This window comes from Olleya sp. NP1-10 (assembly GCF_055804415.1).
This window is the reverse complement of sequence record NZ_CM147840.1, coordinates 848347-860668: the sequence shown is the minus strand read 5'-3', so window position 1 is coordinate 860668 and position 12322 is coordinate 848347. Positions and strand designations below refer to the sequence as shown.

Annotated in this window: 13 protein-coding genes; 9 read left to right on the top strand and 4 right to left on the bottom strand. The window is 30.7% G+C overall.

All coding sequences use genetic code 11. From position 1 onward, the window contains the following. Window positions 1–16 precede the first annotated feature (16 nt). From AC0L4B_RS03905 to AC0L4B_RS03890, 4 genes are read right to left on the bottom strand one after another with little or no spacing between them, the layout of a single operon-like run. Window positions 17–1651, bottom strand: a complete 1635-nt coding sequence (locus AC0L4B_RS03905; RefSeq protein WP_473438635.1) for a S41 family peptidase — start codon at window positions 1649–1651, stop codon at window positions 17–19. An 18-nt stretch (window positions 1652–1669) separates the two neighbouring features. Continuing rightward, complete coding sequence (rnpA, locus tag AC0L4B_RS03900; RefSeq protein WP_473438634.1) at window positions 1670–2032, bottom strand: ribonuclease P protein component; 363 nt, start codon at window positions 2030–2032, stop codon at window positions 1670–1672. A gap of 11 nt (window positions 2033–2043) precedes the next feature. Next, window positions 2044–2625: a S24 family peptidase gene (locus tag AC0L4B_RS03895; RefSeq protein WP_473438633.1), complete on the bottom strand. Its 582-nt coding sequence runs from the start codon at window positions 2623–2625 to the stop codon at window positions 2044–2046. A 59-nt stretch (window positions 2626–2684) separates the two neighbouring features. Then, on the bottom strand, window positions 2685–2855 hold the full coding sequence (locus AC0L4B_RS03890; protein WP_473438632.1) for a helix-turn-helix domain-containing protein: 171 nt from the start codon (window positions 2853–2855) through the stop codon (window positions 2685–2687). Between the two features lie 340 nt (window positions 2856–3195). Here AC0L4B_RS03890 and AC0L4B_RS03885 point away from each other — a divergent pair, with 340 nt between their 5' ends. The 9 genes from AC0L4B_RS03885 (at window position 3196) to AC0L4B_RS03845 (ending at window position 12278) form a co-directional block, all read left to right on the top strand. After that, the gene (locus tag AC0L4B_RS03885; RefSeq protein ID WP_473438631.1) at window positions 3196–6993 is read left to right on the top strand and encodes a hypothetical protein; all 3798 of its coding nucleotides are present in this window, start codon (window positions 3196–3198) and stop codon (window positions 6991–6993) included. Between the two features lie 148 nt (window positions 6994–7141). Continuing rightward, entirely contained in the window at window positions 7142–7993 is an 852-nt protein-coding gene (locus tag AC0L4B_RS03880) for a hypothetical protein (protein ID WP_473438630.1), read from the top strand. Continuing rightward, window positions 7948–9135 (top strand): hypothetical protein, encoded by a 1188-nt coding sequence (locus AC0L4B_RS03875; protein ID WP_473438629.1) that lies wholly within the window; start codon window positions 7948–7950, stop codon window positions 9133–9135. Before AC0L4B_RS03880 ends, AC0L4B_RS03875 begins: the two co-directional genes overlap by 46 nt. A 2-nt stretch (window positions 9136–9137) precedes the next feature. Beyond that, window positions 9138–9410: a hypothetical protein gene (locus AC0L4B_RS03870; RefSeq protein ID WP_473438628.1), complete on the top strand. Its 273-nt coding sequence runs from the start codon at window positions 9138–9140 to the stop codon at window positions 9408–9410. Window positions 9411–9427: 17 nt separating this feature from the next. Further along, on the top strand, window positions 9428–9745 hold the full coding sequence (locus AC0L4B_RS03865; protein WP_473439390.1) for a deaminase domain-containing protein: 318 nt from the start codon (window positions 9428–9430) through the stop codon (window positions 9743–9745). Window positions 9746–9752: 7 nt separating this feature from the next. Next, window positions 9753–10238 carry an SMI1/KNR4 family protein gene (locus AC0L4B_RS03860; RefSeq protein WP_473438627.1) on the top strand — a complete coding sequence of 162 codons (486 nt, stop codon included), beginning with the start codon at window positions 9753–9755 and terminating at the stop codon, window positions 10236–10238. A 333-nt stretch (window positions 10239–10571) separates the two neighbouring features. Beyond that, window positions 10572–10913 carry a hypothetical protein gene (locus AC0L4B_RS03855; protein WP_116823761.1) on the top strand — a complete coding sequence of 114 codons (342 nt, stop codon included), beginning with the start codon at window positions 10572–10574 and terminating at the stop codon, window positions 10911–10913. A gap of 133 nt (window positions 10914–11046) precedes the next feature. After that, the gene (locus AC0L4B_RS03850) at window positions 11047–11853 is read left to right on the top strand and encodes an HNH endonuclease (protein ID WP_473438626.1); all 807 of its coding nucleotides are present in this window, start codon (window positions 11047–11049) and stop codon (window positions 11851–11853) included. 2 nt (window positions 11854–11855) lie between these two features. After that, on the top strand, window positions 11856–12278 hold the full coding sequence (locus AC0L4B_RS03845; protein WP_473438625.1) for an SMI1/KNR4 family protein: 423 nt from the start codon (window positions 11856–11858) through the stop codon (window positions 12276–12278). Window positions 12279–12322 lie beyond the last annotated feature (44 nt).

Sequence of the window (12322 nt, the reverse complement as noted above, 5' to 3'; positions counted from 1 at the left end):
CTTTATTTATAGCTATTTAATTTAAATATCTGTTGTATTTAGATAGGTTTGATAAAATCTCAGTAGCTGTTTTAATCTCTTCGTTGTGTATTTTATAATACTCGTAAAGACCCTCTCTGTAAACGTAACGTTTAACAATTTCATCAGTTAATAAATTAATTAATTGTGATTTATTATCCTGAACAGCTTTGGCTTTGGAGTTGTCTAAATTTGTAATTAAAGTTTGGTAGTCTTTATTAATATCGTCGTCTAAATTTTCGGTTTTAGAGACTTCTAAAGCCTTTTTAAGTGCTTTCTCAGTTTCTGTTTCAAACTTAAAACCAGAAGTGTTTAAATAGCTTTTAAAGGCGTTAAAATCTGAGTCTGTAAGCTTAAATGTATTAATATCTGAAATTTTATGAGTGTAGTAATATTTTGTTGCAAAATCAAATATGCTTTGGCTACCTAAAATAGCATCTGTTATTGCAGTATTTTTAGTGACTTCTATTGCTTCATCAGGAAATACACCACCTCCATCAAAAACTTTACGACCATTTTTAGTTTTAAATACGTTATAATTTTCTTGTTTGACACGTACTGCATTTCCGTTATCATCTCTATTCCAGTAATCTAATGCTTGAATACAACGACCAGAAGGTGTGTAATATCTAGATATAGTTACTTTTAATTGTGTACCATAGGTTAGTTTTTTTGGACGCTGTACTAAACCTTTACCAAAGCTTCTAGAACCTACTATGACTGCACGATCTAAATCTTGTAATGTACCAGAGACAATCTCTGACGCTGATGCACTACGACCATTAATTAATACAACAACAGGTATATCTGTATCTATTGGCTCTTTTTTGGTATAGTAAGTTTGATTGTACTTTTTAACTTTAGATTTTGTGGTTACTACCAGTTGACCTTTTGGTACAAATAGATTAACAACATTTACAGCTTCGTTAAGTAGTCCACCAGGATTACCTCTTAAATCTAAAATAATTTGCTTTGCACCTTGAGCTTTTAAATCTTTTAAAGCATAAGCTGTTTGAGACGATGCTTTTGCATTAAACTTTTGTAAAACTATATATCCAGTTTGCTCATTAACCATGGAAAAATGAGGTACTGCATTTATCTCTATTTCTGATCGTGTAAGGGTTGTATTTTTAGTGTCTCCTTGGCGTGTGTAAGTAACTTCTAATTTAGAGTTTGAAGCTCCTTTTAATAAGTTTGAAGCATCACCATCATAACCAGCTACATTTACACCATCAACAGCAATAATTTGGTCTCCTGCTTTTAAACCAGCTTTGTCTGCAGGATAATCTTTATAAGGCTCTATAACAATAAGTTTATCTTTTAAAGTTCTGATACGTGCACCAACACCAGTGTAATCTCCAGTACGTCTAATACGCTCTGCTTCTACATCTTGCTCGTTATAAAATTTGGTATATGGATCTAAATCGTTTAGCATATTTTTAATAGCATTATCCATTAAATCTGCTGGATTTGTCTCATCTACATAATTCATATTCAACTCTTTAAAAAGGGTTGTAAATATTTCTATTTGTTTAGCAATTTCAAAAAAATTGTTATTAAAAGCCGATCCTGTAAATAGTATTACTGCAGCAAAAATTGGAATTAAAATACGTTTTTTAAATAGGTTTTTCATTATAATATTTTTGCTTTACTAATTAGATAATTGGTCTTTTAGTTTAGATAATAATTTTTTCATTTTAGTATCAACCAGTTTAAAATCAGGTATTTCTTTACTAATATATAAAATCATTAACGTGTAATTGTCAATTTTATGGTCTATTAACATACTTTTATTAAGTCTGTAAGCTTCTCTTAATAGTCGTTTTACACGAATTCTGTCCACAGCTTTTTTAAAGTTTCGTTTACTAGCCGACACACCAACCTTTAAACCATGTTCATTTTTCTTATACACTAATCGCAAAGGATATGCCGAAACCGATCGACCTTCGGCAAATAATTGCTCGATTGCCTTTTGGCTTTTAAGTTTTTCGTGTTTATTAAATGTTAAACGCATTTAATTAAAATTTAATTTTTTAAAGTTTTGGTTTTAACAGCTTCTTGAAGTTCTACTAATTTACTTTCTAATTCATGTAATCTGTCATAAACATCAACCGGTTCAGGCATTTGTTTGGAGGCAAACATAGTGACATACCAAACTTCCATAATATCTTCTGCATCTATGGTATACATTGGATAATTTCCGTCCTTATTGTCACTTTTTAAAATTAGTTTTCCACGTGATTCAATACGGTTAATTACACGTTTTAAAACAATTCCATCATTTTTACTTACAATAACGTAAACGCGACCATCTTTTATATCGTTTAAATGCTCTATATATTTACCAAATACTAGATCGCCATCAAAAAATGTACGTACCATAGAGTTACCTTTAACTTCAAAACATCTAAAAGTACCATTATTTAATTGAGGCATGTTAAACGAGGGTAAAGTCTCAATAAATTCGCTATCTCCATAACCATTTAAATAACCTGCTCTTGCTTTTACAGGTACATAAATTACATTTTCTTCATTTTCTTGATTAACCGAAATAACTTGAGGAACTCCAGAATATGTTTGAATTTGTGTAACATCCTGTTTTAGCATCACGTCACTTTTTCCAAATAAATAGTCTGGATTTATATTAAACTCATCTATAATAGCACTTAATACATCATAACCAGGTTTTGTTTTTTTCGTGATCCATCATCTTGTGGACGTCCATTGACAATACTATCTATAGTAGTTCCTGTAACACCAATACGTTTTGAAAACGCATAATTGTTAAGTTTAAAATGGTTGATAATTTCGGTAATCTTTTCATCTATCTGTTTCATAGCCCAAAAAATATAATATTATAACTTTTTACAAAATATATTGTAAAATGTTTGTATTGATTTGTAAAATGTTGTATTTTTGTCTCGTTAATGAATTGCTAATATACAAAATTATATAAAAATCAAACATTTGTATGAATTTTAATTAACAAATACTAGATTTTTAAAAGTTAATTTCTTTAAAAATTAAAAATTAGCGATAATATTTAATAAAATGTTAGAATGACTCAAATTTTTATGTCTTAAGTAATTAAGGCTTGATTAAGGTAAACCTGTTAGAAAAGCGAAACGACAACAGTGTTCTTAATTGAACCATTATTAATTAAATAAACATTAAAAAATGAGTACAGAAATTAAAAATACGCTTTTCAGATTTGTATCTATGAGAGCTCCAGAATTAACTGATGAGAGCAAACAAACAGAGCGTTTTATTTTAAGAGGAGAAAATATCGTTAAAGGCGATTTTGATGCGGTTATCTCTAGTCTTTATAAAAGCGCTTCTAAATGGCAAGCTTTAAATGCAGTAGCTCAAACTTTTATACCATTACCTCTAGATAAAATTAAATCTATTGACAGTAAATTATATGAGTTTTCAGTTTGGATTGCAAAAAACAAACAATTTTTATCAGAAAAAGATCTTGAATTAAAAATTGAAGATGTTTCGGCTATTAGTGATAATAAAATTTTAGGTCAATTATGGGATAATCTATTTTACCAGATTTTAACCCAAAAAGAATTTTATGTAAAAGAAGTAATTATACAGCTTTTAACAGCTAACCACTTTTTAACAAACTATAAAACACCTGATTTTGAATTTGCTAAAACATTATTAACAGCTAAAGTAGTACTTCCTAAATCACTTTTTGTTGATGATATAGTTGATCAAACAGCTACAGTAGCAAAAACTATAGCAGCATCAAAAGCTGTAATAACGACGCCTACAGAGCAAATGGTAAAGCAACAAGTTGTAGCACAAGCCGAACTTGAAAATCAAAAACTGACTGAGCTTTCTAAACAATTAAAGCGTGTTGAAAAAGCATACCAAAAAGAGTATAATATTGCTTTAGAATCTGCAGAAAAAGACCATCAGAAAAAAATTAAGCCGATTTTAGATCAGTATACTAAAGACGTTGACGAAGCAAAACAAAAGTGGTGTAGTATTAAAGATCCAAATGTAGATTATGACCCAAACGATCCATGTAATCAGCCAAATACTGTAGCTCAACCAGAATTACCAGAATTTGAGTTTAGTTTTAGAAACCAATTAGATTATAAATATTTAGAAACTAAATTAAGTGCTTCTAATTTTGAAACATTAACAGAATTAATGGCTGTTAAATCTGATGCTTTAGATGACATTAATTTTGAAACATTACCAGAATTGGCGGTTCTTAAAACATCAGTTTTAAGTAATTCAACAGTGCGTATTGATGAAGAATCGTATAATTATTTTGTAGAAGATTATGAAGGTTTTGTAGATATTGATAGCCATATTGTAGATGTTATCTCAGAGAATAACGAGGTAATAGTAGATAATACTGCAGAAGATCAAGCAACATTAGTTAGTATTGGTGGAGTAGTTGTTCCGGTTAACACGACAAGTCAATCACCTATTTTTACTTATCAATTATGTACTAAACCAGCAAAGAAAAGACTATTTTTTGCGTCTAAGTTTAACTCAGATTTATCTATTGTTGTTCCTGATAATTCCTGGAATGTATCAAGCTTTGATTACAAAGTTGAAAGAACTGATGTTAATTTTACTAATAACGGACAAGCGTCTTATGTTTTATCAAAGATTGGTAATACAGTATTTATTAAAAATATCAATATTGGATTGCCTGTATTAGAAGAGCAATCAAAAATTGTCTCGTTTTCTGGTACAATTACGTTTACTAATGGAGTTGTAAAATCGTTTACAGTCCCAGAATTTAGTTTAACACAATGTACTTCTGGTGTGTTAGATGGTCAGATAGCTACAGGTAATGATGATGATATTGTAAATCCAGCAATGTCTAATCAAACCCCTTTTGTCCCAACAGGTTTTGGTGTTAAACAATTAGGTATTGCAGATTATAATAAAGTTGAACAAACAACTCAAGGGTATATTGAAGGAGATGTAGCGCACATTGAAAACATTATGGCACGCGAGTTTAAAGAGCGAAGCACAAGACGTTTACGTCGTAAAGAAGATACGTTTACAACTTCTTCTGAGTCTGAAAAAGAACAATTAACAGATACAACCTCAACAACTCGTTTTGAAATGCAAAGCGAAGTAGCTAATGTTATTGCTAGCAGTACAGATTTTGGAGCTCATGCAAATTTTGGAGGTAAATTCGGAGCTTTTGGAGGAGAAGTTAATTATTCTACAGGAGCGAGCTTTGCAACTCACAATTCAAAAGAGCAAAGTACCCTTCAAGCGGTTACCAATTCTAAAGACATTACAGAACGTGCATTAGACAGAATAGTCTCTAAAGTTAAAGAAGAACGTATTGAAAAAATTGTGGAAGAATTTGAAGAAAACAACTCGCATGGTTTTGATAATCGTAAAGGAGATAAACATGTAGTTGGGGTTTTTAGATGGATAGATAAATTATATAAAAATCAAGTAGTTAACTATGGTAAACGTTTGATGTTTGAGTTTATGGTGCCACAACCAGGAAAACTTCATTTGTTAGGTATGGCAGAAAACGCTATTCAGGAAGAAAGTACTTTAATTGAGCCTATTGACCCAAGAAAAGCAACAGTTAACACATTAAATAATTACTCTAAGGTTAATGATACAACATTAAAATATTGGGCAAGTAAGTATAATGTTGAGATCTTACAAAAACCAATGAAAAACACAGAGATTTCAAAAGCATTTGATGGAAGAGATTCTGCTTTTGGAGGGAAAGATGATGGTAAAATTCAAATTGTTTCTGGTAATGGAGAATTAGATATACCTGAAAACTACGTGGTTAAAAGTGTTGATTATGTTTTTGGGACTTATCCACATAATTTTGGTGGTGCACATCAGGCTTATCTTACTGTAGCAGGAAAAAGTTCGACTTGGATTATAAATAGATATAGTACAATGAAACAGGGTTCAATAACTGGTTTAAATATTGAAAGAAAATTATCATATTCTTTTGCAACAGGAGAAAGCCCTATTGTTTCAGGGAGTATAAATGCAAAATGCGAATTAACAACAGAAGCAGAAATAAAATGGCAACAAGAAACCTTTAAAGCTATTATTGATGCTTACCAAGATGCTTTAGCAGATTATAACGACAAACTAGCTGAAGAAAAAGCTACAGGTATCCAAATTAAAGGAACAAATCCAGGATTTTATCGTGAGTTTGAAAACAAGATTTTACGTAAAAATTGTATGTCTTATTTAATAGATCAAAATCCAGGCGCTAAAAACACCTATGGTAAATCTGATTTATTCAGAACCAACAATGGTGGTGATGAAACATTTGCAAATACAGAAGTAAAAGTTAATGCAGTTTTAGATAATTACGCAGCATTTGTAAAGTTTATGGAACAAGCGTTTGAGTGGGATATCATGTCTTACAACCTGTATCCTTACTATTGGGGAAATCGTCAAGATTGGTCAACCTTGTATCAGTATGACGAGTCTAACGACCCATTATTCCGCAATTTCATGCAAGCTGGTATGGCAAGAGTGGTTGTAACCGTAAAGCCAGGATTTGAAGAAGCAGTACGTTATTATATGCAAACAGGACAGATCTGGAATGGTGGAGAAGTACCAGTAATCGAGGACGAGTTGTATCTGTCTATAGTAGACGAGTTACGTCAACCAGAAGGCGAAAAACTAGGAAAAGCTTGGCCAACACGCGTGCCAATAGCATTAACCATTTTGCAAGCACAAAGTATAGGTTTAAAAGTTAATAAAGCGTTACCATTTAATGACGATTTATCTGACTTTGAAAACCCAGACGAGGTGCCACAATCTGACCAGTTTGAGCTTAATGATGCAGAAATTGGTATTGCAGAAAACGATGGAGAAAGACATATCGAAAACATCGATATTGTAGATGGTAAGCTTCAGTTAAATACTGACGATAGTCCAAGACAAGTTGTTGCACAAATCTCTATAGAAGCGCTTAAAAACGCAATAGAACAGGTGTAACACAATAACAACCTTATCCTTTTATTACATGCATCAAGCCAGACTTGAAGCAATAAAAAATCCTTCCGCTCTCTAATTAAAGAAGAGCGGAATAGGGTAAGTTTTGTTTAAAAACAACTTATTGTTTAATAATTAAAAACAAGAAAATATGTTCGCATACCAATATGCAGAAAACAACTTTAACTATGCGTATAAAGGCAATTACAATAATATTTTCCTTTATAACGATAATAAACCCAAGGGGTTTGAAGTTATAAAAAATGATAATGAATCTTCAGAGATAGTTTATATACCAGTAGAAATTGATACTGACAATCCAGAATATGTTAAAGTTTTAGAGTACGAGTGGCTCAATCAAGCAGAAGATTTTTTTAAGCCTTCTTTTGAGTCTAATAAACCAAAAGTGTTTACTACTTTAATGTTTGATTATTTATTAAAACAAGGATATATACAAGAAACAGGTTTAGAAAAAATATACCAACCTGTTGGTTATATCGATGTGTTACCACAAGAGCTATTTATTTATAACGGTACGCATTACATTTCTACGTTTATATCTACAATTAATGATGTTGCTATAGATGAAGTGATAGTTTCAGCAAGTGCTTATCCAAAACCTGTAAAACCGTTTTTAGATTTTGACGACGCTTTAGATAAAACAGACAACCAACTTATAGTTATTGTATCTAGTAATGGTGCAAAAATAGACCATGCCTATATAGAAACTACAGAAGTAAACCCAAACGAGTTGGTTTTGTATATAGAAGACAAACAAGACTCAAACCTATTTGGAAGCTCTGTAAGAGTTAGGTCTGGATCAAATTTTAGCAATCTAGAAGGTACTCAAAAAAACACTATTAGCAGGCTATTAAAAGCTATGGATTTAGATATTAACAGACAGGATATTATAGACGTTATTAAAAAGCACCTTCAAGATAAAAAAATAAAAGCGACGTGGTTTATTATCTTAAAAGAGGTTTCTTTTTTGGGTATAAAATAGTTTCTGTAGCTGTAAATGTACCAAGTAAAATTATTAGCGAAGCAGTAGGGCTTTTAATTAAAGGTGTAGAGTATTTAAAAATTGAAGACAACCACTGGAAGTATTATAATACAGATGGCACAAAAAACAATAACTACGATAGTTTTTTACCGTTTGATACTGCTATAAACAAGCTTGATAAAAATAACGATTTTATTAATGCAGCATCCAATAAAATAGATAATTATTTAGATACTATTAAGACTAAATTAGAGGTTACACTACAAAGTATAGATAATCGTGTTAATAGCTATTTAAAAAACTTTACCAAATACATTTTTAAAGCACTTAAAACGCTTAAAAAAGCCATAGCAGAGGTTTTAAAAAAAGTAACAGAAAACGCCAAAGACTTTTTAATCTTTATAAATGCGTTAGTCGTTGGGCTTATTAATAGCCTGTTAGATACAGTGTTATTTATTTTAGGTGTCGCAAAAGCCTTGTTTAACCCAGATTTACAAGATGAGGCAGTAGAGAACCTTACTTTTAACACCAAAGCCACATTATCTATGTTTTTAGAGGTGTTAGAAAATGGAGTAGATATTATTGTAAGCTTTATATCTCAAAACGTATTAGGTGGTATTATTAAGTTTGTAATAGAGGTTTATGGGCTAATAACCAATCCAAGTAAAGCAAGTTTAGATTTTACCTTACCAAAAGCAGACCAAGTAGGCTATTTTATAGGTGCTATTGTAGGTTTTATAGTAGAAGAGGTTATTGGTGCTATGCTAACATTGGGTACATATAACGCTTTCAAAGCGTCGCAATTAGTGTACACTAGCATGAAAAACGCGTTTAAAAGCGTAGCAAAAACAACCCAAAAAGCAGTAAGTACAATAGGCGATTTAGCAGTAACAGGTGTTGTAAAAATTATAAACCTAATGGATGTTATAAAAGATTTTATTACTAAATTACCTAAGTATTTAGACGACCTAGTAGAGTGGTTAAAATCTAAATTACTAACTGCCAAAGCATTTTTAGATGATGCTTACCGTAAGCATTTTAAAGAAAGCATACGCAAACGTTTAGAAAAACTAGGCATACGTCCCACCAAGTTTGATGAGGCAACAGATACGTTCACTTTTTGTCCAATTAAAAGTGTATAGTTATGTGTTATCAATATAAACCAGAAGGTGTAAGAAAAACTGGAGACATCATGGTAGGTGATGTTGCAGTAGCTAAAAACTTAATAGATAAAGAGCATGTTAAGTTTATAGATGACGCAACAGAGGAAGCCACTAAAAAAGGCATGACTCTTGAGAAGTATTTGGATGAGTTGGCTCAAATAATCAAAGCAGGATTTAGAAAAGCCACAAAAGCAGATATTGATGAGTTAGCAAAAGTCAGGAAGTTTTTTGGAGCAGGAAAGAAAAAAACGTAGCTTTTACCAAAGGAGAAATAGGAGGTAAGAAATTTGATCTTAAATCTAGAAGTGGTGGAGAAAAAGGACAAAAATTTGACAATTTTAATCCCGTATCTTCTGAAAGGTATCATTATAAAAACGGACCTCTTTCAGATTATAAACATCATACCGAGCAAAAACAGATAGAATATTTATATCAACTTTTTAAACACAATAAAAAAATAAGTGGTAAAATAGAAGTTATTTCTGATTTGAAAATATGTGATAATTGTAATGATATAATTACAAAGTTTCAAAAAGATTTTCCTAATATTGATGTAACAAGAGTATGGGTAAGAACAAAATTAAAGTAATATTATAATGAAATATTTAAATAAAATAATATCAGAATTAAATAAATTTGAGGCAGTATATGAAGGGTGTTCTAAAGAGCAAATAAAACAAATTGAAAAACTAGCAGAAAATGATCTACCTATTTGCTATTTAGAATTTTTAGAAGAAATGGGTCTTGATATGGATAGAAAAGCGATAAACATGAGAGGAGGTTTTGTGGGAGAATCTATGTTTTATGAAGATTTATTTGATAATAAAGAAGCTTTAGAGGAGCAATTAGAAGAAGATGGAAGAACTGACTTAGAATTAACAGAAAATGATTTTGTTTTTTTCTGTTCACAAGGCTATATTTTTGCCTTTTTCAAACTAGACGAAGGAGATAATCCTCCTGTTTATGGTTATAAAGAAGGTTATAAAGATGAAAATTTCCCAAAATTAACAGACACATTAGTTGAGTTTTATGAAAAGTATTTGGACGCTGAACAATCTCCATTTTCAAATTTAAATAAATAGACTTATAAATTTTTTCTTAAATAAAAAAGCTACAGCATAAACCTGATCGCGCGGATTTGCAATCCGTGTCCACAACAGTAAGTAATAAAAGAGCCTCCTAAGCTAGCGCTCGTCTGTGACGAGTGACGTTAAAGATTAGTAAACAAAAAAAGCTACAGTTTAATTACTGTAGCTTTTGTACTTTATAAAAGTATTTGGTTAAATAGTTACTGTTGTGTGTACTCGTTACAAACGAGCGCCAACGAGGGAAACAAGTTCTGGATTTAAAATATTAATTGAAATCGATAAACATGGTAGCATAATGAATGCTTACCCTAAAATTTAAAAATAAAAATGAATTACAGTTTCAAAAGTAAAGAGGATTGGTTTTATATTAATTTACAAGAAGATAAATATAAAACCCTTGAAAGTTTCACCTACTATGGGTGGACAACTCATAAAGTACAAGAAATAATAGATGGAGTTGATTCAAGTAGAACAAACAGTTTTAATAATGCCTATAAATGGGCAAATGAAGATGTTTATGTTTTAAGTTTTGAGCATGGTGTTTTCTTTACAGATTTATTAGCAGAAAGAGCTGGACAGAAAAGCGAAAAGCAAGATTTAGATCTAACCCATGATGAGTTTATAAATTTTTTAAAAGACTTTAAAAAGTTTGTAGAACAAAATAGTTAATTAAAACTACTTAACAATAACAAAAGCTACAGAGAAATCTGTAGCTTTTATATTTTAAACTAGGCATACGACCCTCAAAGTTTGATGAGGCAACAGATACGTTCACTTTTTGTCCAATTAAAAGTGTATAGTTATGTGTTATCAATATAAACCAGAAGGTGTAAGAAAAACTGGAGACATCATGGTAGGTGATGTTGCAGTAGCCAAAAACTTAATAGATAAAGAGCATGTTAAGTTTATAGATGACGCAACAGAGGAAGCCACTAAAAAAGGCATGACTCTTGAGAAGTATTTGGAGGATATAGCTGAGGATATAAAAGGTCTAAAAATAATTACATTAACAAAATATAAAGCTTTAGTTGATTCAAATGGTTTTATTAGGGCTTATGGTGATGATTTTATATTTAGCTATAAAAAGTTAATTACTCATTCTAAAAAAACCGAGATTATAGAAAAAGGAAAAAAGGTTTTAAAGAATGATCCTAAGAAGAAACATTTAAAATATGACAAATCTAAAACACCAAATATTCCTAAAAGTAAAGAGGGCTTATCTCCAACTTTTAAAGGTTTGAAAGCCTATATACAAAAAGGGAAATTTGGTAATGGTATAGTACCAAAAGGAGCAGAAAAGCATGTTAGAGAAATGAGGCGATTAATTGAAAGACATCAAGGAGAAATTAAAACATATGTAACAGGTAATAGACCCTCAGATTTTAAAAACTGTTGGAGAGCAATGGGAGTAACAGATGAAAAGTTAATTAATAAATATCAAGAGTTGTGTAGAAAATTAAAATTAACATGGCATCATTTAGATGATTTAGATAATAATTTAAAAAGCACATTTCAGTTAATTTCTACTCCTTTACATATATCAACTTATAAACACATGGGAAGTGCAGCTCAGTTGGAAGAAATTTATAAACAATTAAAAAAATATTAATTATGAAAGATTTTGATAAAGATTACAATTCAATCACAGAAGAGGATTTGTCAAATTTAGAAAGTTTGATTAACGCAGAATTACCACAAGATTATAAACGCCATATGCTTGAATATAACGGAGGAAGTGTTCCTTTAGGTAAAGAATATATTTTTAGTATTAAAGATGAAGAAATAATTTTAGGGTCATTTCACCAAATGAAGTATGAATCAGGAAGCGTTGAAGACTATTTTTCACATAAACATGATTTTTTGTTTCCAAAGTTATTGTCCATAGGAACTATTGAAGGAGGTTATCTAGCAATGGGTTATTTAGAAGGTAATTTTGGAGAAATACATGTTGGTTACTCTGATAAAGGCCCTTATAAAATAGCTAATTCATTTACAGAGTTTTTACAATCTTTAAAGGTTGTAAATGAAGAATAATTTTTTTACTAAAACCTTAAAAAGAGCTACATTTTTATGTGGCT